We start from the raw sequence: 24,480 nt of genomic DNA on the forward strand, positions 1-24,480 counted from the left end.
TCACATCAACCGCGGTGGCGACCGCGGAAGTAGTTGATCAACCCTTGGGTCGAGGCATCATCGGCCGGTTCTTCTTCGCTGCCGGTCAGGCGGTTGTAGACGCCCTTACCCAGTTCCTTGCCCAGCTCCACGCCCCATTGGTCGAAGGCGTTGATACCCCAGATGACGCTCTGCACGAACACTTTGTGCTCATACATGGCCACCAGCGCGCCCAGGCGACGAGGGCTGATGCGTTCCACCACCAAGGTGTTACTTGGACGGTTGCCGGGAATAACCTTGTGCGGTGCCAGTTTCTGCACCTCGTCTTCGGCCATGCCCTTGTCACGCAGCTCTGCTTCGGCTTCGCTGCGAGTCTTGCCGAGCATCAGTGCCTGGCTCTGGGACAGGCAGTTAGCGTATAGCCACTGGTGGTGATCGGAGACCGGGTTGAAGCTGACAATCGGCACGATAAAGTCGGCCGGGATCAATTGGGTGCCTTGGTGCAGCAACTGGTGGTAGGCGTGCTGGCCGTTGCAACCTACGCCACCCCAGATGACCGGGCCGGTATCGGTGGAAACCGGCGTGCCATCTTGGCGCACGCTCTTGCCGTTGGATTCCATGTCCAGCTGTTGCAAGTGCTTGGTGATGTTACGCAGGTAGTGGTCGTACGGCAGGATCGCGTGGCTTTGCGCGCCCCAGAAGTTGCCATACCACACGCCGAGCAGACCCAGCAGCACCGGCATGTTCTGCTCGAATGGTGCGGTCTGGAAGTGCTGGTCCATGGTGTAGGCACCGGACAGCAGTTCCTTGAAGTTGGACATGCCGATGGCCAGGGCGATAGGCAAACCAATGGCCGACCACAGCGAGTAACGGCCGCCGACCCAGTCCCACATCGGGAAGATGTTTTCTTCGCGGATACCGAAGGCCACGGCCGCCGCGTTGTTGCTCGATACGGCGATGAAGTGGCGATACAACTCAGCTTCCGAACCACCCTGGGCCAGGTACCAGGCGCGAGCGGCCTGGGCGTTTTTCAGGGTTTCCAGAGTGTTGAAGGACTTCGACGAGACGATAAACAGCGTGGTCTCGGCGCGCAGCTTCATGGTCAGCTCGTGGAACTCACTGCCGTCGATATTCGCCAGGTAATGGCAGCGCACACCTTTATGGGCGTAGGACAACAGCGCTTCGGATACCAGCTCCGGGCCGAGGAACGAGCCACCGATGCCGATGTTGACCACGTCGGTGATTGGCTTCTCGGTGTAACCGCGCCACAGGCCGTCGTGGATTCGGCCCACCAAGTCAGTGATCTGGTTCAGCACTTTATGCACGTCGGGCATGATGTTCACGCCGTTGACCGACAACTTGTCGCCAACCGGGCGGCGTAGTGCAGTGTGCAGCGCTGGGCGATCTTCGGAGGAATTGACCGGCTCGCCGTTGAACAGCGCCTTGATCGCGCCCTGAAGGTCGACTTCCTTGGCCAGCTCCACCAGCAGGTCGCGGGTTTGGCTGGTAATCAGGTTTTTTGAGTAATCGAGGAAAAGTCCGCAGTTACTCAAGGTAAATTGGGTAAAGCGCTGTGGATCGGCATTAAAGGCTTCGCGCATGCTGAAATCCTGCATGGCTTGGCGGTGTTGATTGAGCGCTTGCCAGGCGGGCAGAGCGGTAACGTCATGGGGAGTGCGGTAGTACGCCATCGCTGCGGGTTTCCTTTTTATTGCTGGGACTGCCTTTAGGACATTTGAAAGCCCGGAACGTCCAGTTTTATGCCGTGGAAGTATAAAACGATGGGTTACGGTCTACTGCGTCAACGCCAACCAATAACGCAGGGCGATTACAGTAAACCTAGCGACTCATTCTGTCTTGGCTTTGTCTGCGCTGTGACCGGTACTTTTTTATACCGGCGCATCAGGCAGTGCAACAGGCGGGCTGCTTTTGGGTGCAAAGCGGCGGGTCGGTCAGTTCAGGTTCAGATGCAGGTTGTCGATGAGCCGGGTAGCACCCAGATAGGCTGCCACCAGAATCACCACATCCCGATCTTCGGCGGTTGCCGGGCGCAGGTGCTGGCCCTGGCGAACCTCCAGGTAGTCCATGCGCAAGCCGGCGGCTTCAATCTGCTGCATCTGCTCGGCGCGCAACTTGGCGAAGTCACGCTCACCGCTTTTAATGGCCGTGGCGATCTGGCCGAGGCTGCGGTAGAGCACCGGGGCGATTGCCCGTTGTTCTTCGGTGAGATAACCGTTACGCGAGGACAGCGCGAGCCCGTCGTCCGCGCGGACGGTGGGTTCGCCGATGATCTGGATCGGCATGTTCAGGTCATGCACCATGGCGCGAATGACCGCCAGTTGCTGATAGTCCTTCTGGCCAAATATCGCCAGGTCAGGCTGGACCATGTTGAACAGCTTGCTGACCACTGTTGCCACGCCTTCGAAGTGCCCTGGACGGCTGGCGCCACACAGGCCTTCGGACAGGTGCGCAACACTGACGCGCGTCTGGCCGGTCGTGCCGCCGGGATACATTTCCTCAACGGTGGGTGCAAACAGCAGGTTGCAACCGGCCTGCAGGAGTTTTTCCTGATCCGCCGCCAGGGTGCGCGGGTATTTGTCCAGGTCTTCGCCTGCGCCAAATTGCAGTGGGTTGACGAAAATGCTCGCCACCACGAAGTCCGCTTGCTGGGATGCCTTGCTGACCAGCGTTGCATGGCCGCTGTGCAGGTTACCCATGGTAGGCACGAAGCCGATACGTTTGCCCGCGTTGCGGGCGTGGGCGACGGCGGCACGCAGTTCGCGCACGGTCTTGACGGTGTTCATGCAGAAAACCCGTGTTCGGTGCCTGGGAAGGTGACGGCTTTGACTTCGGTGACGTAGGCGCTCAAGGCGGCCTGGATGCTGTCTTGGCCGGCCATGAAGTTTTTCACAAACTTCGGCGCGCGACCGGTGAGGGCCAGCCCGAGCATGTCATGCAGGACCAGAACTTGGCCGTCGGTGGCGGCGCCTGCACCAATGCCGATTACCGGGATTTTTACCGCCTGGGTGATTTCTGCGGCCAATTCACTGGGTACGCATTCCAGCACGATCATGGCGGCGCCAGCCTGTTCCAAAGCGATGGCATCGGCCCGCATCTGGCGCGCCTGGGCTTCATTGCGGCCCTGGACCTTGTAACCGCCAAGGATGTTGACCGACTGCGGCGTCAGGCCCATATGTGCGCACACCGGCACGCCACGCTCTGCCAGCAGGCGGATCGACTCGGCGAGCCAGGCGGCACCTTCCACTTTGACCATGTGCGCACCGGCCTGCATCAGTTGGGCACTGTTGCTGAAGGTTTGCTCAAGCGTGGCGTAGGCCATGAACGGCAGGTCGGCGATGATCATGGCCCCGTCGTTGCCGCGTTTGACGCTGGCGACGTGGTACGCGATCTCGGCGGTGGTGACGGGCAGCGTGCTGTCATTCCCTTGTAGGACCATGCCCAGGGAGTCACCCACCAGTAACACCTCGACTCCGGCCTGGCAGCAAGCCTGGGCGAAGGTGGCGTCATAGCAGGTCAGCATGGTGATTTTTTCACCCTTGAGTTTGAGGCTCTGCAAGGTGGTCAGGGTAATGTCTGGCATGAAAAGGGTCCTCGTTCAGGCGCTTGGAAACAGCGAGTAACGCGCGTGAGTCTTCGTTTATACAGGCGCACTTTCTTAAAAAACAGTGCTTATAAGGCCTGGATTGCGCCCTTTAGCGCCGGGTTGGCGGCAGCGGGACGCCTATAGTCGTGAGGAGGACTCTGGAAGTCAATTGGATGTGTTACCGCATTGTTACGATCGGGGTGTTACCGCTGTTACTGATGCGATTCAGCAGGAGTGAGGCGCTCCAGACCAACGAACGGGCAGGCGGCGAGCAGGTCGCTGAGGGTGCGGCCATCGGCCAATTGCAGGCTGGCTGGCGCCAGTTCGGCCAACGGGTAAAGCACGAACGCTCGCAAATGCATCTGATAGTGCGGCACCTTGAGGCGCGGCTCATCAATCAGCCAATCGCCGAACAGCAATATGTCCAGGTCCAGGGTCCGCGGGCCCCAGCGCTCAAGACGCTCACGGCCTTGGTCGTTTTCAATTGCTTGCAACGCATCGAGCAGTTCGATGGGCGCGAGGGTGCTGTCCAGGGCCGCGACCGCGTTGGTATAACGCGGTTGGCCTGGGAGTAACGAATCACTTTGATAAAAGGCGGAGACGCCCGCCAGCGTGGTGTTTGGCAATTGCGCCAATGCCTGGACGGCATTGTGCAATTGCTCTTCGGGGGCTGACAGGTTGCTGCCCATTGCGATGTAGACGCGCTTCATCGGACTTACTCGCCAGACGCGCTCGGGGTGTCGGCAGCACTGCGTTTACGCTTGCTACCGCTGCTGCGACGGCGCTTTTTCGGTGCATCGCCGGTGCCGTCGCCCTTGCTGCTGAGCTCACGAATCATCTCGCGACGTTCGCTGTCGTTGGCATCCTGATAGTTGGTCCACCATTCCCCCAAGCCGTCGGTCTGCTCGCCAGCGCTTTCACGCAGCAGCAGGAAGTCGTAACCAGCACGGAAGCGCGGATTGTCGAGCAGCAGGTCGGCGCGTTTGCCGCTGCGCCGTGGCAGGCGCTCTTGCATGTCCCAGATCTCGCGGATCGGCATGGTGAAGCGCTTGGGGATTGCGATGCGTTGGCACTGTTCGGCGATCAGTTCGTGAGCCGCTTCCTGTATGGCCGGAATCGGCGGCATGCCGCGGTTCTGCAAGCGCACCACCCGCGCTGGCAGCGCTGGCCACAGGAGGGCGGCAAACAGGAAGGCCGGGGTTACCGGTTTGTTCTGTTTGATACGCAGGTCGGTGTTGATCAATGCTTCGCTGATCAGCGTGTGGGTGTAGGTCGGGTTGTGCTCCAGTGCTTCGGCGCTGGCTGGGAACAGCGGGTCGAACAACTGCAGGTCCACGAGCATTTCGAAGGTGTCGGCGGCGTAGCCGGAGAGGAACAGCTTGAGTACCTCTTCGAACAGGCGTGCCGAAGGGATTTCCCGCAGCATTGGCGCCAGTTCTCGAATCGGCGTGGCCGTGTGCTTCTCGATGCCAAAGTTCAGCTTGGCAGCAAAGCGCACTGCCCGCAGCATCCGCACCGGGTCTTCCTGGTAGCGTTGCGTCGGATCGCCGATCAGGCGCAGCAGGTTGTTGCGGATATCGTGTACGCCATTGGCGTAATCGAGGATGCGCTCGCTGACCGGATCGTAGTAAAGGGCATTGATGGTGAAGTCGCGGCGTTGCGCGTCCTCTTCCAGGGTGCCGTAGACATTGTCTCGCAGGATGCGCCCGCTTTCGTTGCGGGAAGACTGGTTGCTGTCTTCCTCTTCATCATTTTGCGGGTGATTGGCGCGGAAGGTCGCCACTTCAATGATTTCACGACCAAAGTGGATATGCACCAACTTGAAGCGCCGACCGATGATTCGCGCATTGCGAAACTCGGCACGCACTTGCTCCGGCGTGGCACTGGTGGCGACGTCGAAATCCTTGGGCGTGATGTTGAGCAACATGTCGCGCACGCAACCGCCCACCAGGTAAGCCTGGTAGCCTGCGTTCTGCAAGCGTTCGACGATGTTCACCGCATAACGGCTGAACTGGGCGCGTTGCAGCGAATGTTGGCTGCTGTTGAGCACTTCAGGCGTGCTGCGTTTATGTTGCGTACGACGCAAGGGAGAACGGAATGACTGGAACAACTTCTTCAGCATGGGATGCACTGTTTGAAGGAATGTTCGGCCATAACGAAGAATGACCGCATGATGGGCGGGGATTCTAGCATTTAGTCAGGGGATGGTGTAGGAACAAGCTGCAAGCCTTGAGCCAGAAGCTTAAAAGAGTGGTGATACCGGTCAATCGCGCAAGCCAAATTGTAGAAACTACAAGGGGAGCCGAAGCTCCCCGAGAAAGTAGTTGCGTACTCTATTTTTATTATTGATTTCGGGCTTCTTGTTTTTATTGATCGCCCTCGCCATAAAGCTTTACCTTCATGACACTCCCAATCGGGAGTCAAGAGCAAACGGATTGCTTTGGTCGCTGTGTTGCGATGATCAATGATCCAACCAGTTCAGGCTCTGCCTTAGGGCAGTTTTTGTTGTTCTCGGCCTGGTTGCGGGGCAAGCCCCAAATGCAACGCCTCTCCAAAAGAATCAGTTAGCTGCGCCTCCGCCGTGTTGTTTTTATTGTGCGTGAGTCGATTCGTCTTATTTTTATTGTCTTTTGCATTGCTTGTTATTGTTCTTGTACTAAACATATAGCAGGGTGCGTGCCAACTTTTGCGCGGGCCAGCAAAATAGGGGTTAAAGGCGCTTTCGGATTTTTGGCAGGCAAAAAAAAGCCGGGACTTCGTTACCGTAAGCCCCGGCTTTTGTTACGTGAAATATCTGAGGTAACAGTTTTTTCACATTTTAGGGTGTTACCTGGTGTGACGCTGCATCAGCTTTCGCTGGCAACCCCGGTCTTGCGCCGTGGAATACCCAGGCGCTGGCGCCGTTCCCACAGGCATTTGCGGCTTACACCCAGCTTGCGGGCCAACTCGGTCTCGGTCATATGGTCCTGATGCTCAAGGACAAAGTGCTGGAAGTAATCTTCCAGTGACAAATCTTCCGTTGGCTCATGGCTAGTGTTACTGCCGCCCTGTTGCGGGGCCAGGCCGATGAAGTCGTCATCGTGCAGATCGCTCAACTCGATATCGATACCCAGCAGTTCGGCGGAAATTTCCGGGCTCTCCGACAGGATCACTGCACGTTCCACCGCGTTTTCCAGTTCTCGCACGTTACCGGGCCAGGAGTAATGCCTGATCGCTTGCTCGGCATCGGCGGCGAACTTCAGGTCGGTGCGGTTAACCCGTGCGCTCTGGCGTATCAGAAATGCATCTGCAATCTCATTGACGTCGGCACCACGCTCGCGCAGGGCTGGCAACTTGAGCGCGATCACATGCAGGCGATAGTAAAGGTCTTCACGGAACTGTCCGATTTTCGCCAGGCCTTTCAGGTCCCGGTGAGTGGCCGCGATCAGGCGTACATCGACCTTCTGCGACTGCACCGAACCGACCCGACGAATCTCGCCTTCCTGCAGCACCCGCAGCAGACGTGCCTGGGCTTCCAGAGGCAGTTCACCGATCTCGTCGAGGAACAACGTGCCGCCATCCGCAGCTTCGACCAGGCCGGCACGACCGGCACTGGCACCGGTAAAGGCGCCTTTTTCGTGGCCGAACAGTTCGGACTCGATCAGGGATTCAGGAATCGCTGCACAGTTCACAGAGATCATCGGTGCCTTGGCGCGCTTGGACAGGTTGTGCAGGGCGCGGGCCACTAGCTCTTTACCGGTGCCGGACTCGCCCTGGATCAGGACATTGGAGTCGGTGGGCGCTACTTTGCGGATCTTGCTGTACAGGTCCTGCATTGGCGGGCAGGAACCGATAATGCCGATCTCGCCATTACTGTTGTCGACCCCCGGCTTGTCGGCGCCGTTGACGGCCTTGCCCGCTGGGCGCTCGGCTGGAGTGCTGCTGACTGACTGTCGGTCACGCAGAATACGGGCCACGGCCTGGAGCATTTCGTCGTGATCGAAAGGCTTGGCGATGTAGTCCACCGCGCCCATCTTCATCGAGTCCACCGCTGAGCGCAGGCTGGCGTAGCTGGTCATGATCAGTACCGGGGTACCTTGGCCGAGCTTGATCAGTTCGGTGCCAGGCGCGCCAGGCAGGCGCAGGTCACTGACGATCAGGTCGAACGTGGGAATGCTGAAACGCTCTTGGGCTTCCTGCACCGAGCCGGCTTCGCTGACCTGGTACTGATTACGTTCAAGCAAGCGACGCAAGGCAGAGCGGATAATGGTTTCGTCTTCGACGATCAAAATGTGCGGCATTGATTCAGTTCTCTCGACGGTCTCAGTTCACAGCGGACGTCGCTTCGACATGACGCGGCAAGGTCACCCGAATACGGGTGCCGCGTTGGCTTTCGGTGTCAGCCGGGCTGTCGATGGTGATTTGTCCATAATGCTCTTCAACGATGGAATAGACCAGTGCAAGGCCCAGACCGGTACCTTCACCCGGATCCTTGGTAGTGAAGAAGGGTTCGAACAATCGGTCCATGATGTTCTGTGGAATGCCGCTGCCTTCGTCCTCGACGATCAGGTCGACGGTGTGCTCGAAAACCTCGCTCTTGACCCGTACCGCGCTGCCGGCCGGCGATGCGTCGCGGGCGTTGGACAGCAGGTTGATTAGCACCTGGGCCAAGCGTTGCGGGTCACCATCGACCCAATGTTCCGGGTCGCACAGGTTAAAGAACTGTACTTCGAAATTGCGCCGGTTCAAGGCCAGCAGCCCAATGGCATCTTGGGCGACTTCGGCCAGGCACACGGCTTCATCGCGATTCTGATGACCGCCCGCGTGGGCAAAGCTCATCAGCGATTGCACGATGCGCGAGACACGTTTGGTTTGCTCGAGGATTTGCCCGCTGATTTCGGTGATTTCGCTGTCTTCTTCGCGCTCTTCCCGCAGGTTTTGCGCAAGGCAGGCGATACCGGTGATCGGATTGCCGATTTCATGGGCTACGCCGGCCGCCAGGCGCCCGATGCTGGCCAGGCGTTCGGAGTGCACCAGTTTGTCTTCCAGCATCTGGGTTTCGGTGAGGTCTTCCACCAGCAGCACCAAACCGCTGTTGCCAGGCGCCAGGGGCTCGTCGATTGCCGCTTTGTGCAGGTTGAGCCAGCGGGTCTGGCCGTCGAGGGCCAGGTGCTGTTTGTGCAAGTGCTCATCCGGCAGGTTAATGAAGCCTTGAAGTAATTCTTTCCACGGATCGCCAATGGTGTTCAGGCGCGAGCCCACCACACGCTGGGCAGCGATACCGGTGAGTTCTTCCATGGCCTTGTTCCACATCAGGATTTCTTGATCCTTGGCCAGGGAGCAGACGCCCATGGGCAGTTCCTGCAAGGTTTGGCGGTGGTAACGACGCAAGGCATCGAGTTCGGCGGCAAGGCCGGTGAGGCGCGAGTGGTAGTCCTCCAGCCGGCTCTCGATGAAGTGGATGTCTTCGGTGACGTAGTTTTCGCCGCCTGCCTTGTAGGGCAGGAACGTCTCGACCATGTCCTGGGACACGCTGGGGCCCATCAAGCCGGAGAGGTTGGCTTCGATGCGGTCACGCAGGCGGCGTAGCGCATACGGCCGGCGCTCGTCGAAGGGCAAGTAGAGATCGCGCAGGGCCTGTTCGACTTCCTTTTGCGCGGCCTTGGCGCCCAGGGGCTTGGCCAGTTGCGTGGCGAATTCCTGGGGCGAGGCGGCATGCAGTTCCCGGCGTTGCGGGCGACGCACGTTATCTACCGCACAGGCTTCGGCAGCGCTGGTTTCTTCGGGGCTGGCGTTGGTGAATAGCGATATCAGAGTGAACATCAGTACGTTGGCCGCCAGCGAGGCAATGGCTGCCATGTGCCAACTGGTGTCGTCCAGCACGTAGATCATGTTCAGCAACGGAATGTAGAAGCCTTGCAGATTGCCCACCAGCGGCAGCAGCATGGTCACCAGCCACACCAGCATCCCCGCCAGGAGCCCGGCGATAAAACCGCGACGATTGGCGGTCGGCCAGTACAGCACCGACAGCACGCCTGGCAAAAACTGCAAAGTGGCAACGAAGGCGACGATGCCCAGGTTGGCTAGGTCCTGCTCGGCGCCCAGCAGCAGATAGAAACCATAACCGGCCATGATGATCGCGACGATCAGTGCCCGGCGGGTCCACTTCAGCCAGCGGTAGATGTTGCCTTCAGCGGGTGGCTGGTACAGCGGCAGCACCAGGTGATTGAGCGCCATGCCCGATAGCGCCAGGGTGGTGACGATGATCAGCCCGCTGGCGGCGGATAAGCCGCCGACGTAGGCCAGCAGCGCCAAGGACTTGCTGTTGGCCGCGATACCAATGCCCAGAGTGAAGTATTCCGGGTTGGTGGTGGCGCCCAGCTTCAGGCCGGCCCACAGGATCAGCGGCACCGCCAGGCTCATCAGCAAAAGGAACAGCGGCAAGCCCCAACTCGCACTTACCAATGAGCGCGGGTTGAGGTTTTCGGTAAACGTCATGTGGTACATGTGGGGCATGACGATGGCCGAGGCAAAGAACACCAGCAGCAAGGTGCGCCACGGGCCTTCTTGCAGCGGAGTGTGCAAGGCGGCGAGGGCGGTCTGATTTTGCAGTAGCCACATTTCCAACTGTTGTGGGCCGTCGAATACGCCGTACAGCGCATAGAGCCCGACGCCGCCAATGGCGATCAGCTTGATCACTGACTCAAAGGCAATCGCAAACACCAGGCCTTCGTGTTTTTCGCGGGTGGCAATATGCCGTGAACCGAAAAAAATTGTGAACAGGGTGATCAGCGCGCAGAAACTCAGGGCGACCCGGTGTTGCACGGGTTCTCGGGTGAGGATGCCAATCGAATCGGCCACCGCCTGGATTTGTAGCGCCAGCAACGGCAATACGCCGATCAGCATGAAAATCGTGGTCAGCGCCCCGGCCCAGGTGCTGCGAAAGCGGAAGGCAAACAGGTCGGCCAGGGACGACAGCTGATAGGTGCGGGTAATTTTTAGAATCGGGTACAGCAGCACCGGCGCCAGCAAAAACGCGCCCGACACTCCGAGGTAGCTGGAAAGAAAGCCATATCCATACTGATAGGCCAGGCCCACCGTGCCATAAAACGCCCAGGCACTGGCATACACGCCCAGCGACAAGGTGTAGGTCAACGGATGGCGAATGATCGCCCGCGGAATCATTCCGCGCTCACTGATCCAGGCTACCCCGAACAGCGCGGCCAGGTAGGCGGCGCTGATCAGCAGCATCTGGGTCAGGCTAAAGCTCATCGGCATCTTTTTGGCTCTGCAGGATGAAAGTCACAACGATCAGGATCAGCCAAAGCAGATAGGGCCGGTACCAGGCACCCGTGGCGTCGATCCACCAATCCATGATGGCGGGGGAAAACAGATAGATCCCGACGACCAGCAGGAGGACCAATCGATAGATATACATACTGGCCTCTGATTGAAAAACTCGTTGAAGTAGCGGCTTTTTTGTAGGTGCGAGCGCCTATACAAATAAAACTGCGGCGATGGTAACGGATGGGCGCCAAGCTGCAAGCGCCCTTAACGTAATTGCGCTTGCGCCAAGGTGAGTGTGCGCGGGATTTGGTTGGCGTCCCAGTGACGGATGCCCCAATCCAGCAGTTCCCGTGGGCTGGCGTGATCCAGTTCATTACCCGGTTGTTGGCCAAGGGCGCGCAACGCTCTGAGCAGCAAAGGCGTGGCCTGGTCGCTAGTCAAGGGCGGTGAGCGGTAGGATTTGCCCAGTTTGTTGCCGTCGGGCTGGGTGATCAGCGGCACATGCAGGTAACGCGGTTGCGGCAAGCCGAGCAGCTCCTGCAGATACAACTGGCGTGGTGTGGAGTCGAGCAAGTCGGCGCCCCGCACGATATCGGTGACACCCTGCCAGGCATCGTCGAGGACCACGGCCAATTGGTAAGCATAAAGGCCGTCTCGGCGGCGGATGATGAAATCACCTACATCCCGGCCCAAGTGCTGTCGGAATTTGCCTTGTACGCGGTCGGTAAAGTGGTATTCCAGCTCCGGTACCCGCAGGCGGATAGCGGCGTCTTGCTGGCCATGGCCGGCATTGCGACACAGCCCCGGATAAATGCCGTTGTAAGGTTCCAGTTGTTTGCGCGAGCAGGTGCAAGCGTACGCCAGGCCGTGGTTGAACAGGCGATTGACGACTTCGGCGTAGGCATCATGCCGTGCGCTTTGTTGGACCAACTCGCCGTCCCACTCGAAGCCATAGCGTTCCAGGGCAGTGAGGATGGCTGCTTGGGCGCCGGGCTCTTCCCTAGGCGGGTCGAGGTCTTCCATGCGCATCAGCCATAGGCCCTTGTTTGCGCGGGCGTCTAGGTAGGAAGCAAGGGCTGCGACCAGCGAACCGAAGTGCAGGTGACCGCTGGGGGTGGGGGCGAAGCGCCCGATATAGGAGGAGGCTGTCATGGGGTGGATGTTACTGGAAAAGCCGTAAACGGCAGATACAAAAATGGGGCGTTTGCACGCCCCATTCGTTCAGTCCGACAGTGTTTACTTGCCGACCTGTTTTTCCTTGATTTCTGCCAAGGTCTTGCAGTCCACGCACATGTCGGCAGTAGGACGCGCTTCCAGACGCTTGATACCAATCTCTACGCCGCAGGATTCGCACCAGCCGTAGTCTTCGTCTTCGATCAATTGCAAGGTCTTGTCAATTTTCTTGATCAGCTTGCGCTCGCGATCACGGGCGCGCAGTTCAAGGCTGAACTCTTCTTCCTGGCTGGCACGATCTGCCGGGTCGGGGAAGTTGGCCGCTTCGTCTTTCATATGGTCAACCGTGCGGTCGACCTCCTGCATCAAGTCCTGTTTCCACTTTTGCAGAATCTTGGTGAAGTGCTTACGCATGGGCTCGCCCATGTACTCCTCGCCCTTCGATGGTACGTAGGGTTCGAAGCCGCTGATGCTCTGTTGCTTTTCTTGGGTGGGCATGAATGGGCCGCCTCTCACTCTTCTAATCCATTGCGCAGGATTGCAACGTCGCCGACACCTGCCGGCCCTGCGGCTGCAAGCGGGCGAACTTACCAGATAGCTTCGAGGTGCGCCACTCCCTGTTGTCGAGGCGACGTCCCATGCTGGCCACAAAGCACCGAAAGCCGCAGCAGGGCGGGCTTGTACCGTCTTGAATATGGATTTTAGTCGTTTTGCAGGCGGTTGCCGTACCGTCTGGCGCGGACATCAGGGTAATAGAGCAGGTTTTGCGTCGCCGGTTGGGTAGAATCGGGGTTTGCATTCACAGTTAAGGAAGGCTAATGGCTCAGCCCTACAGTGCCCGCAGTCGCGCTATCGAACCTTTCCACGTCATGGCGTTACTGGCGCGGGCCAATGAGTTGCAGGCTGGCGGTCACGATGTGATTCATCTGGAAATCGGTGAGCCGGACTTCACCACGGCGCAGCCCATCATCAAGGCAGGGCAGGCCGCCCTGGCCAATGGCAAGACGCGCTACACCGCAGCTCGCGGTTTGCCTGAGCTGCGCGAAGCCATCAGCGGTTTTTATCAGCAGCGTTACGGCCTGAATGTCGATCCCGAGCGAATTCTGATCACCCCGGGTGGCTCGGGAGCCCTGTTATTGGCCAGCAGCCTGCTGGTGGACCCCGGTAAACACTGGCTGCTGGCGGACCCAGGCTACCCGTGCAACCGGCACTTTTTGCGTCTGGTGGAAGGCGCGGCGCAACTGGTCCCGGTCGGGCCGGAGGTGCGCTATCAACTGACCGCTGATCTGGTGGCTCGCCACTGGGATCAGGACAGCGTCGGCGCACTGGTTGCCTCGCCAGCTAACCCCACCGGGACGATCCTGACGCGCGACGAACTGGCCGGGCTGTCGAACGCGATCAAGGCGCGCAACGGGCACTTGGTGGTGGATGAGATTTATCACGGGCTGACCTATGGCACTGATGCCGCCAGCGTGCTGGAAGTCGATGATGAAGCCTTTGTTCTAAATAGTTTTTCAAAGTATTTCGGAATGACCGGCTGGCGCCTGGGCTGGCTGGTGGCGCCGCCCGCGGCGGTCGGTGAACTGGAAAAGCTGGCGCAGAACCTCTACATCAGCGCGCCGAGCATGTCCCAGTACGCGGCCTTGGCCTGCTTCACCGAGGAAACACTGAGTATTCTTGAAGAGCGCCGTATTGAGTTTGGCCGTCGCCGTGACTTTCTTCTGCCGGCGTTGCGGGAGCTGGGTTTTGGTATCGCTGTCGAGCCCGAAGGTGCCTTTTACTTGTACGCCGATATCAGCGCATTTGGCGGCGATGCCTTCGCGTTTTGCCGGCATTTCCTGGAAACCGAATATGTGGCCTTTACTCCAGGCCTGGATTTTGGCCGTTACCAGGCCGGTCACCATGTACGGTTTGCCTACACGCAAAACCTCGATCGGCTACAGGAAGCTGTAGAACGGATTGCCCGTGGCTTACGGAGCTGGCAAGGCTGATGCGCTTTAATCCTCCCCTCGAAGAGGGTCGGCTGATTCGCCGATACAAACGTTTTCTCGCCGATATCGAAACCGTTACCGGCGAGTTGTTGACCATTCACTGCCCAAACACAGGCTCGATGTTCAATTGCATGGTTGAAGGCGGTCAGGTCTGGTTCAGCCGGTCCAACGACCCTAAGCGCAAGCTGCCAGGCACTTGGGAAATCAGCAAAACACCACAGGGGCGCCTGGCCTGTGTCAACACGGCTCGCGCCAATCAACTGGTGGAGGAGGCGTTGCGGGCAGGGGTCATTACCGAGCTCAATGGCTTTACCGGCTTGAAGCGCGAAGTGGCCTACGGTCAGGAAAACAGTCGCATCGACTTTCGCCTGGATTACCCCACGGGTGCGGCGTATGTCGAAGTCAAAAGTGTCACTTTGGGCTTTGACGGAACGTCAGTCGCGGCGTTTCCTGATGCGGTGACCCAGCGAGGGGCCAAGCACCTGCGCGAGCTGGCGCATTTGGCCCGTGACGGCGTACGGGCGGTGCAGTTGTATTGCGTCAACCTGTCCGGTATCGACGGGGTGCGGCCCGCCGAAGAAATTGACGCGGGTTACGCTGCCGGGTTGCGCGAGGCCAAGGCCGCTGGGGTTGAAATCCTGGCGTACGGGGTGCGGGTTAGCTCGCAGGAAGTCTGCATTGACCGCCGATTGGACGTGCTGCTCAGCGACTAGAGTTGCACCCACAACCCTTGTTCGTCTTCGCGGCCGTGCAGGGCGGTTAGGCTTTGACCCGCGCAGGGGCCGGCGATGCATTCGCCGGTCTCGATCAGAAACAGCGCACTGTGGGTCGCGCATTGAATCAGGCTGGCGCTTTGATCGAGAAAATGGTCAGGCTGCCATTCTAGCGGCACACCGCGATGGGGGCAGCGATTGACATAGAAGTAGGCGATGCCTTCCCTGCGCACGGCGAATAGCTTGTGGCCATCGATATCGAAGCCGCGGCTGCTGGCTTCAGTAAGGATGTGTGAAGGGCAAAGAAACTTCATATTTACTCTCAGGTGGTGCGGGTAAAGGGCTGCAGGACGATCCGGGTTTTGCCCGTGTGTCCGGCGCTTGACGTTTAAATGCAAACAATTATCAAATGCCAGCTTCGCCCGTTAGCTAGCTGCGTGCTCAGTACGATGCCAGGCAGCCTTGATCTGTCACATGACTGAGTGGTTCAGTCGGTCCACCCCTTTGAAGGAAACCCTTTTATGCGTCTGAGTGCCAGCGCTATTGCGATTGTTGTCGGACTGCTGGTCAACCATGGGGCTCAAGCCCAAGCCTCTGAACTGCCGCAACGCTGGGTCAGTGCCGGCGGTGCGTTATCGGAGTGGGTGACGGCTCTGGGCGGCGAATCGAAGTTGGTGGGGGTCGATACCACCAGCCAGCATCCTGAATCCCTCAAGGCGCTGCCGAGCATCGGTTACCAGCGTCAGTTATCGGCCGAGGGCATTCTTAGTCTGCGTCCGCAAATCCTGGTCGGTACTGAAGAAATGGGCCCGCCACCGGTGCTGGCGCAGATTCGCAGTGCTGGCGTGCAGGTGGAGATGTTTTCGGCTCAGCCCGACCTGCCGACGCTTGAGGGCAATTTGCAGCATTTGGGCAAGCTGCTGGGTAGCGATGCCAAGGCGTCAGAGTTGTTTGGCGTCTATAAAAAGCAGCTTGAGCAGCAAAAAGGCTGGGTGGCTCACGCTCAGGCCACGCAAAAAGCGCCAGGCGTCCTGCTGGTGTTGGGGCATGCTGGTGGCAAACCGTTGATTGCAGGTAAAGACACGGCCGCCGACTGGGTGCTGCAACAAGCGGGTGGTCGTAACCTGGCCACCCACAGTGGCTACAAACCGTTTTCCGTCGAGTCCTTGGCGGGCATGAGTCCCGAGGTGCTGGTGTTCTCGGATCGTGCCCTGAGTGGTGACGCAGCGCGCGCGGCGCTGTTCAAGGAAAACCCGATTCTCGCGGCCACGCCGGCAGCCAAGGCTGGTCGGGTCTTTGAGCTGGACCCTACTTTACTGGTGGGGGGGCTGGGCCCACGTCTGCCAAAAAGTTTGGTGCAACTGTCCGCCGGTTTCTACCCGTCTCAGGTTAAAACCGCCCCATGACCACTCTGGTTAAACCGCGGACGCTGTTCATTGGCTTGAGCCTGCTGTGTGTCCTGGCGATCTGGCTGTCATTAGCCCTGGGGCCTGTCAGCTTGCCGTTGCTCGATACGTTGCGGGCGGCATTGCGCTTGCTTGGCGTGCCGATTGAGGCGCAGGGCCTGGAGCAGGCGGAGTTGATTCTTGGCCAGATCCGCTTGCCGCGCACCTTGCTGGGGCTGGCGGTTGGCGGCGTGCTGGCGCTGTCGGGCGTTGCCATGCAGGGGCTGTTTCGCAACCCGTTGGCTGATCCTGGCTTGGTGGGGGTTTCCAGTGGCGCGGCGCTGGGGGCCGCGGTTGCAATTGTCGGCGGTTCGATCTTTGGTGGTTTGCCCGATGCCCTGGGGCCGTACTTGCTGTCGCTGTGCGCGTTTCTCGGCGGCCTGGGGGTGACTGCACTGGTCTATCGCCTGGGACGGCGCAATGGCCAGACCAACGTTGCAACGATGTTGCTGGCCGGTATCGCGCTGACGGCGCTGGCCGGCTCGGCAGTCGGCCTGTTTACCTACCTGGCAGATGACGCCACGCTGCGCACCCTCACTTTCTGGAACCTGGGTAGCCTTAACGGTGCCAGCTATTCGCGGTTGTGGCCGTTGTTGTTGGTCAGTGCGGGTGTGGCGCTGTGGCTGCCCCGCCGGGCCAAGGCGCTGAATGCTCTGTTGCTGGGCGAATCGGAAGCCAATCACCTGGGAGTTGATGTCGAGGGCCTTAAGCGTGAATTGGTGTTTTGCACGGCGCTTGGGGTAGGTGCTGCGGTGGCGGCGGCGGGGATGATCGGCTTTGTCGGCCTGGTGGTGCCGCATCTGGTGCGCCTGCTGGCGGGTCCGGATCATCGCGTGTTGCTGCCTGCGTCGGTGCTGGCGGGCGCGAGCCTGCTGTTGTTCGCTGATCTGGTGGCTCGCCTGGCCCTGGCGCCGGCGGAGTTACCCATCGGTATTGTTACCGCCTTTATCGGCGCCCCGTTTTTTCTTTATCTGTTGTTGCGAGGACGCGCCTGATGCTGCGAGTGGACAACCTGCAGATCCGTCGCGGCAGGAAAACCGTGCTGGCCGACGTGACCCTGGATCTGAGGCCGGGGGAAGTACTCGGCGTGCTAGGTCCCAATGGCGCGGGCAAAAGCACCTTGCTTGGGGCGCTGTGTGGCGAGTTGCAGCCCGATAAGGGTCAGGTATGGCTGGATCAGCTCGAATTGAAGGAGTGGAGCGGGGCGCAGCGGGCTCAGCGTCTGGCGGTATTGCCCCAGACGTCTACTTTGGACTTTGCTTTTCGTGTCGAGGAAGTCGTCGGCATGGGCCGTCTACCTCATCAAACCGGTCGGGTGCGTGACGATGAAATTATTAGCGCCGCCTTGCATGCTGCTGATATCGGCCACTTGAGTGGTCGCAGTTATCTGGCCCTGTCCGGCGGTGAGCGTCAGCGTGTTCACCTGGCGCGGGTGCTCGCGCAACTGTGGCCTGGCGAGGCAGGGCAGACCTTGTTACTGGATGAGCCGACGTCGATGCTCGATCCGTTGCACCAGCACACTACCTTGCAAGCGATTCGCACTTTCGCTGACCGCGGCGCGGCGGTGCTGGTGATCCTGCACGATCTGAACCTGGCTGCCCGCTACTGTGACCGCATATTGCTGCTGGAAGAGGGGCGTCCGCATGCCCTCGATTCTCCGGCGCAGGTCTTGCGTCCAGAGCCTCTGAAAGCGGTGTTTGGTCTTGATGTATTGGTGCAGCCGCATCCCGAGCGCGGGCATCCGTTGATCATTGCCCGCTGAAGCGGCAGTGCGGTTCAGGATGATTTTTTCGAGGCAAAAAAAGACCCGGCAAGAGCCGGGTCAAATAACCGTGATTAGCCTGATGAGGAGATAATCTGAGAGTCCGAACCAATGGTCTTTCAGTTATCGGCTGATCTCGCGACCAGTTGCGATAATCATAACGATTCTCATTTGAGAGTCAATATTTGTTTTTGCTGTCCTTTCCATTTTTCTCAAATACTTGTTTGGAATCCCCGGAAACATTAGGTCAGTTGGTCGTCTCAGTTTTTGTGCCGTGTCAAAAGAGCTTCCAGTTGACGATTCAAGGCTTCTTTGCGCTCTGCCGGAATATCGTTCCAGTGCACATCCATCAGCGCCCCTTCGATGGCATACAGCAGCACTTTGGACGCCCGGAAGCCTCGGGTTCGTACCGCCCGGTAAGCGTCTACCGCCCCCAGGCGACGCAGGTCCGAAGCACTGTGGATGCCCACCGCATGCAGCCACTGCGCCGACGTTTTGCCAAGGTTTTTCAGGTGTTGCAGCTCATCATTCATCAAGCCTCCTTGCGATGGCCGAATGGTGCGGTGGGTATCGTGACCAGGCAGCCTGAAAGGAGTGTAGCGCTCAGTAGGAAAAACGTAGTTCTTTGCTCGGAAACGACGCAAAAGCTTCTAAGGCTGACGCTGGAAATTTGACGGCAGGCAGACGAAGAGAGCCCGGCCCGCGTTGCGCGTAACTGAGCGGCGATGTAACTGCATTACTTGATGCGGTAGCGCAGGCGAGTGCCGAAATTGACTGACATGAGTATCTCGTCAGCAGTCAGTTCCGGTGGGAAGTAAGTGCCCGAGATCTGCGCATGGGCGAGGCTCGCGCCCTCCAGTGAGCAACCGCGCAAGTCCAGGCCGCGCAAATCGGCGGAGCGGAAATAGGCGTCGGTAAAATCGACACCCTCGGCGTTCAGGTGGCGTAGGTCCAGCCCACGAAAGTCGCCGCCGCGCATGTCGACGGTGCCGTCCTTCGGGCGTTCCTGGTTGAAGCCATGGATATCATCTTTATGCAGCAGTGCGTAAAGCGGGGAATCAAGAAGCTTCGGCTGGCTCACAACGGCGTCTCCTGTTGGATTTATGACGCCATTATAGTGCCACTGTTGCTCGGTCGTTAGCCGATGAGGCTGCACGACCAAGAAATTTTTCTTACAGTCCCGGCAGACGCTGACGAATATGCGCCACCAGCGCGTCCAGTGTCCCGCTTTCATTGGTCTCGACCCGCTTGCTCAGCAGCACTTCCTCGGCGCTGAGCGGGTCACGGGAGGCCTGCTGCTCTTCGATGATGGTCAACGTGGCATCGGACGGGTCGTTCTTGTCTGCCTGGCGCTTTGCCAGCCAATTGGCGATAACGGCTTGCGGTGCGTTGCAGTCGAGGATCAGGAACGGCGCACCGGTGGCCTCGGCGACTTTGGCGGCAGCATCACGCTGATCACGCTTGAGGTAGGTGGCATCCAGCACCACCGGAAAACCGGCGCGCAGCACTGTGTCGGCGATGGTGTTGAGTTGCGCGTAGGTGGCGGCGCTGGCGTCTGCTGCGTAAATTCCGGCTTGTGGTGTGTTTTCGACCTTTTGCTCGCCAAACAGGCGCTTGCGCTCTACGTCCGAGCGCAGGCGAACGGCACCCAGCGCTTCCACCAGGCGCATCGCTACATGGCTTTTGCCGGTGGCCGATACGCCGTGGGTAATCGCCAGGAAACGCGATGGGATGGTGCTGTAGCTTTCTGCCAGGTTCGCGTAGTTGCGGTACTGGCGCAGTGTGGTCGCACGCTGCACCGGGTCGGCTTCGGCCGGCATGCTGAACAGGGCAATCTTGGCTCGGACCAGGGCGCGGTAGGCTTTATAGAAGTTCAGCAGTTCCAGGCCTTGATAGTCGCCGGTCAATTCCAGGTATTGGCTGATAAATCGCCGGGCCAGGGATTTTAGACCACGGTCTTCGAGATCCATGGCCAGGAAGCCAGTGTCGGCATAAACGTCTGTGAAGCGAAACGGCTCATTGAATTCGATGCAATCGAAGATCACCACATGACCGTCAATCATGGTCACGTTGCCCAGGTGAATATCACCGTGGCATTCACGAATGAAGCCATCGAGCTTGCGTTGTTCGAACAGCGGCTTGAGGCGCTCGAAGCTGCTTTCGGCCCAGGCTTGAAGGGCTTCGAGTTGCAGCAGGTCGGCCTTGTCGCTCAGGAACGGGCGGATTTGTTCGAAGTTCTGCCGCACAGGCGCCATTACGTCTTGCGGTGTGCCGGCCGAATGAGCCTGTGGAACCTTGGGTGCATTCAGATGGAAGTGCGCGATTTGCTCGGCCATCTCGTCGATGTGCGCGGTGGTCAATTCGCCGTTGGCTTGCAGGGTGCTGAGCAACTGGCTTTGCGGGAACTGGCGCATCTTCAGAACATATTCGATGACCGGGCCTTCACCGTTGAGTTGTGGTGCCTCAATGCTGCCGGTGATTGGCAAAACTTCAAGATACAAATCTTTCGTCAGGCGCTGGTTGAGGCGCAGTTCTTCGTTGCAGAAGTGGCCGCGAGCGTCCAACTGGGTGAAGTCGAGAAAGCCGAAATTCACCGGTTTTTTCATTTTATAGGCGTAGGGGCCGGTGAGCAGGACCCAGGAAATATGGGTTTCGATGACTTGAAACTCGTCTACCGGATGTGGAAACAGGGCCGGGTTTTGCAGGGCAGCAATCAGGGACTGGCTCACGGGCGATCCTTCAGAGTCTGGAAAAATTAATGGGGGGCATTATGGCTGCTCAAGCCGGTCGTGCAAACCGCTGCCCGGCTCATGTTGATCATCAATAAAGTGCGTATAATCCGCCGCCATGACTCGTACCCGATCTCCCCGTTCCCGTAAAAAACCTCCTTCCAGCGGCCTGCGCCCCTGGCTGGGCTGGGCCATCAAGCTCGGCCTGGTCGGTCTTGTAGTGATTGCAGGCTTCGCGGTCTACCTTGATGCAGTGGTTCAGGAGAAGTTCTCTGGCAAGCGCTGGACCATTCCCGCGAAGGTCTACGCGCGCCCGCTGGAATTGTTCACCGGCCAGAAGCTTAGCAAGGACGATTTCCTCACCGAACTCGATGCCCTGGGCTATCGGCGCGAAAGCGTGGCCAATGGTCCTGGTGCGGCGGCGGTCAGCGGCAATACCGTGGACTTGAACACCCGTGGCTTCCAATTCTATGAAGGCCTTGAAAAGGCGCAGCCGGTTCGTGTGCGTTTCTCGGGCGACTACGTCGCGCAGCTTTCGGCCCTCAGTGGCGCAAAGCTGCCGGTGGTGCGCCTGGAGCCGTTGCTGATTGGTGGGATTTACCCGAAAAACCTTGAAGATCGCATCCTCATCAAGATTGACCAGGTGCCTCCTTATCTGCTGGAAACCCTGGTCGCCGTGGAAGACCGGGACTTTTACAGTCACTGGGGTGTTTCGCCCAAGTCGATTGCCCGTGCCATATGGGTCAATACCTCGGGCGGCAAGATGACCCAGGGCGGCAGCACCCTGACGCAACAATTGGTCAAGAACTTCTACCTGACCAGCGAGCGCAGCCTGAGCCGTAAGCTCACTGAAGCCATGATGGCGATGCTGCTTGAGTTGCATTACGACAAGCGCGAGATTCTGGAGGCGTACCTCAATGAAGTGTTTGTCGGACAGGATGGGCAGCGTGCCGTGCATGGCTTCGGTCTGGCCAGCCAGTTCTTCTTTGGTCAACCGTTGTCCGAGCTGAAGTTGCATCAAGTTGCTTTGCTGGTGGGCATGGTCAAGGGACCATCCTATTACAACCCGCGCCGCAATCCTGAGCGGGCAATGGAACGGCGCAATCTGGTACTCGACGTGCTTGAGCAGCAAGGCGTCGCCACAGCCGAGCAGGTCGCTGCCGCAAAGAAAATGCCACTGGGTGTGACCACTCGCGGCAAGCTGGCGGACAGCTCGTTCCCAGGCTTCATCGATCTGGTCAAGCGCCAGTTGCGTGAAGACTATCGCGACGAAGACTTGACCGAAGAGGGCCTGCGGATCTTTACCAGTTTCGACCCCATCTTGCAGATGAAGGCCGAAGCGTCCGTCACCGACACCTTCAAGCGCCTGGCTGGGCGTAAAGGCTCCGATGAGGTGGAAGCGGCCATGGTGGTGACCAATCCGGAAACCGGTGAGGTCCAGGCCATGATCGGCAGTCGCCAGGCCAGTTTCGCGGGGTTCAACCGCGCGCTGGATGCTGTGCGACCGATTGGCTCTTTAATCAAGCCGGCGGTATACCTGACCGCGTTGGAAAAACCGAGCAAGTACACGCTGACCAGTTGGCTGTCCGACGAGGCTTTTTCGGTCAAGGGCGCCGATGGTCAAGTCTGGAAGCCGCAGAATTATGATCGGCGTTCCCACGGTACGGTGTTCCTGTATCAGGGCCTGGCGCACTCCTACAACTTGTCGACTGCGCGTCTTGGCCTTGAGCTTGGTGTGCCGAACGTCCTCAAGACGCTTGCACGTCTGGGTGTCAGCCGGGAGTTCCCGGCATTCCCTTCCATGTTGCTCGGTGCCGGTGGCCTGAGTCCGATGGAAGTGGCAACCATGTACCAGACCCTCGCCAACGGTGGTTTCAATACGCCAATGCGCGGGATTCGTAGCGTCTTGACCGCTGAAGGTGAACCGCTCAAACGCTATCCATTCCAGATTCAGCAGCGCTTTGATCCGGCTTCCATCTATCTGGTCCAGAACGCGATGCAGCGGGTAATGCGTGAAGGTACAGGGCGTTCGGTGTACAGCTCGCTGCCTGCCAACCTGACCCTGGCCGGCAAGACAGGTACCAGTAACGATTCCCGGGACAGCTGGTTCGCCGGTTTCAGCCAGGACTTGCTCGCCGTGGTCTGGCTGGGCCGCGATGACAATGGCAAGACCCCGTTCACTGGTGCCACCGGTGCATTGCAGGTCTGGACCAGTTTCATGCGCAAGGCTGACCCGTTACCACTGAACATGCCGCAGCCCGACAATATCGTCCAGGCCTGGATCGATCCCCATACCGGTCAAGGCTCCGATGCCAACTGTCCGGGTGCGGTACAGATGCCGTATATTCGCGGCAGCGAACCGCCAGCCGGCGCAGCGTGCGGTGGCGGTGTTCCCGCGGACGCTGATTCGGTCATGGATTGGGTCAAGGGCTGGATGAATTAAGCAAAGAGGATTTCAAGTGAACAAGTGGTGGATTCCAGCTATTACAGCTCTGGCTTTGCTCAATGGTTGCGCCAGTGTGCAGCGCGGTTCTATTCCGGTGGTGGATTCCGGTTCAGCTGTTTCAAACAATGATCGGATCTCGGCCAATGGCGGCTTCCGTCAAACCGTCACCACGCGCCCTACACAGGCGACAACTCAAGCGGTGCCTCAAGATTCTGGCGTGGTAGTGATGGTTCCAGGTGGCGGCGCGACTACATCGGCACCAATCAGTGCCGAGCCGTTTACACCAGGGCCGATCACTCCTGGGCCGGTTGATTCTGCACCGATTCAATCCGCGCCGATCAACCAGGGCACCTACAACATGCCGTCGACACCGAGCGGGATTCCGTCCGCCAATGCCGGTGGCCTGTCGGCCGACGAGCAATTGGACGGCCCGGTGCTGGCTTTGCTCACCACCGCGCAGCAACAGCAGGCCGGTGGTGACTTGAACGGCGCATCCTCCAGTCTTGAGCGCGCCCAGCGCGTGGCACCGCGCGAACCGCAAGTGCTGTATCGCTTGGCACAAGTGCGCATGGCCCAGGGCGATGCGCCGCAAGCCGAGCAGTTTGCACGCCGCGGCCTGACGTTGGCCAACGGTCGACCTGACCTGCAGGCAAGTCTATGGGGGTTGATTGCCCAGGCTCGTGAGAAGCAGGGTGACGCTGCCGGTGCCGCTCAGGCTCGGCAAAAGGCCAAGGTCAGTCTCTGATGGATGCACGTTTTCCAGCGATTGCCGAACAGTTGTTGATGATCGAGCGTGAGTTACGATTGCAGGACTGGTGGGACGAGGTGTCTCCGAGTGCGCAGGCCTTGAGCAGTGTTGAGCCCTTTTCGGTCGATACCCTGGATTTCCATCAGTGGCTGCAATGGATTTTCCTTGTAAGGATGAAGCAAATCCTTGAACAGGACCTGCCGCTGCCCAATGCTTCGGGAATTATGGAGATGGCCGAGATGGTCTATGCCGCTCGGCCGCGAGAAAGCCTTGGCCTGCGGGCTGCGCTGAAAAAGTTCGACCAATTGATCGTCGACGCTCGTTAATTGCCTGACTGCCGGGTTTTCCGGCAGCCTTGCGCATATTTCTACCGCTTGACGACATTCAGGCGAGTTTTATCCCTTCTCAAGCCCCTTTCTTCTGCGTTCTCATGCGCTTAGTTGGAAAAAAGCGCAATTATTGCTTGACTTGAAGGGGCTGAAACAGAAGAATCCAAAGTCCGCTGTAGAGGGACTGCCAAAAGCAGATCCACTCAGCAGATCATGAGGCGTATATCCGCGCCGACCTGTTACACCCGCAACGCGTTACCTCGCGCTGGGTGGGAAAGTCCCGCAACACTTGGGA

The 24,480-nt window shown here is 59.1% G+C and carries 22 protein-coding genes; 8 read left to right on the top strand and 14 right to left on the bottom strand.

Annotated features, from left to right (window positions below; translation table 11 throughout):
* Nucleotides 1–5 precede the first annotated feature (5 nt).
* The 10 genes from pgi to dksA form a co-directional block, all read right to left on the bottom strand.
* Nucleotides 6–1,670, bottom strand: coding sequence for a glucose-6-phosphate isomerase (pgi, locus tag AAEZ06_RS22435; RefSeq protein ID WP_149413217.1), 1,665 nt, complete (start codon nucleotides 1,668–1,670; stop codon nucleotides 6–8).
* 261 nt (nucleotides 1,671–1,931) lie between these two features.
* Entirely contained in the window at nucleotides 1,932–2,783 is an 852-nt protein-coding gene (gene panC, locus AAEZ06_RS22440) for a pantoate--beta-alanine ligase (RefSeq protein WP_149413216.1), read from the bottom strand.
* Entirely contained in the window at nucleotides 2,780–3,580 is an 801-nt protein-coding gene (gene panB / locus AAEZ06_RS22445) for a 3-methyl-2-oxobutanoate hydroxymethyltransferase (RefSeq protein WP_350616304.1), read from the bottom strand. Before panB ends, panC begins: the two co-directional genes overlap by 4 nt.
* A 215-nt stretch (nucleotides 3,581–3,795) precedes the next feature.
* Complete coding sequence (folK, locus tag AAEZ06_RS22450; protein WP_149413214.1) at nucleotides 3,796–4,293, bottom strand: 2-amino-4-hydroxy-6-hydroxymethyldihydropteridine diphosphokinase; 498 nt, start codon at nucleotides 4,291–4,293, stop codon at nucleotides 3,796–3,798.
* A 5-nt stretch (nucleotides 4,294–4,298) separates the two neighbouring features.
* Nucleotides 4,299–5,705 (bottom strand): polynucleotide adenylyltransferase PcnB, encoded by a 1,407-nt coding sequence (locus tag AAEZ06_RS22455; RefSeq protein WP_149413213.1) that lies wholly within the window; start codon nucleotides 5,703–5,705, stop codon nucleotides 4,299–4,301.
* A gap of 724 nt (nucleotides 5,706–6,429) precedes the next feature.
* Nucleotides 6,430–7,863 carry a sigma-54-dependent transcriptional regulator gene (locus tag AAEZ06_RS22460; protein WP_149413212.1) on the bottom strand — a complete coding sequence of 478 codons (1,434 nt, stop codon included), beginning with the start codon at nucleotides 7,861–7,863 and terminating at the stop codon, nucleotides 6,430–6,432.
* Between the two features lie 22 nt (nucleotides 7,864–7,885).
* The gene (locus AAEZ06_RS22465; protein WP_178114489.1) at nucleotides 7,886–10,840 is read right to left on the bottom strand and encodes a sensor histidine kinase; all 2,955 of its coding nucleotides are present in this window, start codon (nucleotides 10,838–10,840) and stop codon (nucleotides 7,886–7,888) included.
* A complete protein-coding gene (locus AAEZ06_RS22470) occupies nucleotides 10,824–11,000 on the bottom strand; it encodes a hypothetical protein (RefSeq protein ID WP_003176118.1) in 177 nt (58 codons plus the stop codon). The genes AAEZ06_RS22465 and AAEZ06_RS22470 overlap by 17 nt, the downstream gene beginning before the upstream one ends.
* A gap of 113 nt (nucleotides 11,001–11,113) precedes the next feature.
* Nucleotides 11,114–12,001: a tRNA glutamyl-Q(34) synthetase GluQRS gene (gluQRS, locus tag AAEZ06_RS22475; RefSeq protein WP_350616307.1), complete on the bottom strand. Its 888-nt coding sequence runs from the start codon at nucleotides 11,999–12,001 to the stop codon at nucleotides 11,114–11,116.
* A gap of 84 nt (nucleotides 12,002–12,085) precedes the next feature.
* Complete coding sequence (gene dksA, locus AAEZ06_RS22480) at nucleotides 12,086–12,520, bottom strand: RNA polymerase-binding protein DksA (protein WP_149413209.1); 435 nt, start codon at nucleotides 12,518–12,520, stop codon at nucleotides 12,086–12,088.
* 320 nt (nucleotides 12,521–12,840) lie between these two features.
* Between dksA and AAEZ06_RS22485 the strand changes: the two genes are divergently transcribed.
* On the top strand, nucleotides 12,841–14,013 hold the full coding sequence (locus AAEZ06_RS22485) for a pyridoxal phosphate-dependent aminotransferase (RefSeq protein ID WP_149413208.1): 1,173 nt from the start codon (nucleotides 12,841–12,843) through the stop codon (nucleotides 14,011–14,013).
* On the top strand, nucleotides 14,013–14,726 hold the full coding sequence (sfsA, locus tag AAEZ06_RS22490) for a DNA/RNA nuclease SfsA (RefSeq protein ID WP_149413207.1): 714 nt from the start codon (nucleotides 14,013–14,015) through the stop codon (nucleotides 14,724–14,726). Before AAEZ06_RS22485 ends, sfsA begins: the two co-directional genes overlap by 1 nt.
* On the opposite strand, the gene AAEZ06_RS22495 is transcribed toward sfsA, so the two are convergent.
* Nucleotides 14,723–15,040 carry a Rieske (2Fe-2S) protein gene (locus AAEZ06_RS22495; protein ID WP_350616310.1) on the bottom strand — a complete coding sequence of 106 codons (318 nt, stop codon included), beginning with the start codon at nucleotides 15,038–15,040 and terminating at the stop codon, nucleotides 14,723–14,725. The two genes, sfsA and AAEZ06_RS22495, sit on opposite strands and share 4 nt — an antisense overlap.
* A gap of 207 nt (nucleotides 15,041–15,247) precedes the next feature.
* Between AAEZ06_RS22495 and AAEZ06_RS22500 the strand changes: the two genes are divergently transcribed.
* The 3 genes from AAEZ06_RS22500 to AAEZ06_RS22510 are packed head-to-tail and all read left to right on the top strand — an operon-like array spanning nucleotide 15,248 to nucleotide 17,933.
* Nucleotides 15,248–16,132, top strand: a complete 885-nt coding sequence (locus AAEZ06_RS22500) for a heme/hemin ABC transporter substrate-binding protein (protein WP_149413205.1) — start codon at nucleotides 15,248–15,250, stop codon at nucleotides 16,130–16,132.
* Nucleotides 16,129–17,166 (top strand): FecCD family ABC transporter permease, encoded by a 1,038-nt coding sequence (locus tag AAEZ06_RS22505; RefSeq protein ID WP_133103531.1) that lies wholly within the window; start codon nucleotides 16,129–16,131, stop codon nucleotides 17,164–17,166. Before AAEZ06_RS22500 ends, AAEZ06_RS22505 begins: the two co-directional genes overlap by 4 nt.
* The gene (locus tag AAEZ06_RS22510) at nucleotides 17,166–17,933 is read left to right on the top strand and encodes a heme ABC transporter ATP-binding protein (RefSeq protein WP_149413204.1); all 768 of its coding nucleotides are present in this window, start codon (nucleotides 17,166–17,168) and stop codon (nucleotides 17,931–17,933) included. Before AAEZ06_RS22505 ends, AAEZ06_RS22510 begins: the two co-directional genes overlap by 1 nt.
* Before the next feature lie 260 nt (nucleotides 17,934–18,193).
* On the opposite strand, the gene AAEZ06_RS22515 is transcribed toward AAEZ06_RS22510, so the two are convergent.
* The 3 genes from AAEZ06_RS22515 to AAEZ06_RS22525 form a co-directional block, all read right to left on the bottom strand.
* Nucleotides 18,194–18,466, bottom strand: a complete 273-nt coding sequence (locus tag AAEZ06_RS22515) for a TfoX/Sxy family protein (RefSeq protein WP_149413203.1) — start codon at nucleotides 18,464–18,466, stop codon at nucleotides 18,194–18,196.
* Nucleotides 18,467–18,669: 203 nt separating this feature from the next.
* Nucleotides 18,670–19,014 carry a pentapeptide repeat-containing protein gene (locus AAEZ06_RS22520; RefSeq protein ID WP_149413202.1) on the bottom strand — a complete coding sequence of 115 codons (345 nt, stop codon included), beginning with the start codon at nucleotides 19,012–19,014 and terminating at the stop codon, nucleotides 18,670–18,672.
* Nucleotides 19,015–19,105: 91 nt separating this feature from the next.
* Complete coding sequence (locus tag AAEZ06_RS22525; RefSeq protein WP_149413201.1) at nucleotides 19,106–20,662, bottom strand: bifunctional aminoglycoside phosphotransferase/ATP-binding protein; 1,557 nt, start codon at nucleotides 20,660–20,662, stop codon at nucleotides 19,106–19,108.
* Between the two features lie 118 nt (nucleotides 20,663–20,780).
* On the opposite strand from AAEZ06_RS22525, the gene mrcB reads away from it, so the two are divergent.
* The 3 genes from mrcB to AAEZ06_RS22540 are packed head-to-tail and all read left to right on the top strand — an operon-like array spanning nucleotide 20,781 to nucleotide 24,182.
* Nucleotides 20,781–23,105 carry a penicillin-binding protein 1B gene (gene mrcB / locus AAEZ06_RS22530; RefSeq protein WP_149413200.1) on the top strand — a complete coding sequence of 775 codons (2,325 nt, stop codon included), beginning with the start codon at nucleotides 20,781–20,783 and terminating at the stop codon, nucleotides 23,103–23,105.
* A 16-nt stretch (nucleotides 23,106–23,121) separates the two neighbouring features.
* Nucleotides 23,122–23,853, top strand: coding sequence for a tetratricopeptide repeat protein (locus AAEZ06_RS22535; RefSeq protein ID WP_149413199.1), 732 nt, complete (start codon nucleotides 23,122–23,124; stop codon nucleotides 23,851–23,853).
* Nucleotides 23,853–24,182, top strand: a complete 330-nt coding sequence (locus AAEZ06_RS22540) for a YqcC family protein (RefSeq protein ID WP_149413198.1) — start codon at nucleotides 23,853–23,855, stop codon at nucleotides 24,180–24,182. The genes AAEZ06_RS22535 and AAEZ06_RS22540 overlap by 1 nt, the downstream gene beginning before the upstream one ends.
* Nucleotides 24,183–24,480 lie beyond the last annotated feature (298 nt).

Source organism: Pseudomonas sp. HY7a-MNA-CIBAN-0227 (assembly GCF_040310325.1).
In the GTDB taxonomy this organism is placed as follows: Bacteria; Pseudomonadota; Gammaproteobacteria; order Pseudomonadales; family Pseudomonadaceae; genus Aquipseudomonas.

Bases quoted from the DNA above. Each gene is read 5' to 3' on its own strand.
- pgi (WP_149413217.1), bottom strand. From the start codon at position 1,670: ATGGCGTACTACCGCACTCCCCATGACGTTACCGCTCTGCCCGCCTGG.
- panC (WP_149413216.1), bottom strand. From the start codon at position 2,783: ATGAACACCGTCAAGACCGTGCGCGAACTGCGTGCCGCCGTCGCCCAC.
- panB (WP_350616304.1), bottom strand. From the start codon at position 3,580: ATGCCAGACATTACCCTGACCACCTTGCAGAGCCTCAAACTCAAGGGT.
- folK (WP_149413214.1), bottom strand. From the start codon at position 4,293: ATGAAGCGCGTCTACATCGCAATGGGCAGCAACCTGTCAGCCCCCGAA.
- AAEZ06_RS22455 (WP_149413213.1), bottom strand. From the start codon at position 5,705: ATGCTGAAGAAGTTGTTCCAGTCATTCCGTTCTCCCTTGCGTCGTACG.
- AAEZ06_RS22460 (WP_149413212.1), bottom strand. From the start codon at position 7,863: ATGCCGCACATTTTGATCGTCGAAGACGAAACCATTATCCGCTCTGCC.
- AAEZ06_RS22465 (WP_178114489.1), bottom strand. From the start codon at position 10,840: ATGCCGATGAGCTTTAGCCTGACCCAGATGCTGCTGATCAGCGCCGCC.
- AAEZ06_RS22470 (WP_003176118.1), bottom strand. From the start codon at position 11,000: ATGTATATCTATCGATTGGTCCTCCTGCTGGTCGTCGGGATCTATCTG.
- gluQRS (WP_350616307.1), bottom strand. From the start codon at position 12,001: ATGACAGCCTCCTCCTATATCGGGCGCTTCGCCCCCACCCCCAGCGGT.
- dksA (WP_149413209.1), bottom strand. From the start codon at position 12,520: ATGCCCACCCAAGAAAAGCAACAGAGCATCAGCGGCTTCGAACCCTAC.
- AAEZ06_RS22485 (WP_149413208.1), top strand. From the start codon at position 12,841: ATGGCTCAGCCCTACAGTGCCCGCAGTCGCGCTATCGAACCTTTCCAC.
- sfsA (WP_149413207.1), top strand. From the start codon at position 14,013: ATGCGCTTTAATCCTCCCCTCGAAGAGGGTCGGCTGATTCGCCGATAC.
- AAEZ06_RS22495 (WP_350616310.1), bottom strand. From the start codon at position 15,040: ATGAAGTTTCTTTGCCCTTCACACATCCTTACTGAAGCCAGCAGCCGC.
- AAEZ06_RS22500 (WP_149413205.1), top strand. From the start codon at position 15,248: ATGCGTCTGAGTGCCAGCGCTATTGCGATTGTTGTCGGACTGCTGGTC.
- AAEZ06_RS22505 (WP_133103531.1), top strand. From the start codon at position 16,129: ATGACCACTCTGGTTAAACCGCGGACGCTGTTCATTGGCTTGAGCCTG.
- AAEZ06_RS22510 (WP_149413204.1), top strand. From the start codon at position 17,166: ATGCTGCGAGTGGACAACCTGCAGATCCGTCGCGGCAGGAAAACCGTG.
- AAEZ06_RS22515 (WP_149413203.1), bottom strand. From the start codon at position 18,466: ATGAATGATGAGCTGCAACACCTGAAAAACCTTGGCAAAACGTCGGCG.
- mrcB (WP_149413200.1), top strand. From the start codon at position 20,781: ATGACTCGTACCCGATCTCCCCGTTCCCGTAAAAAACCTCCTTCCAGC.
- AAEZ06_RS22540 (WP_149413198.1), top strand. From the start codon at position 23,853: ATGGATGCACGTTTTCCAGCGATTGCCGAACAGTTGTTGATGATCGAG.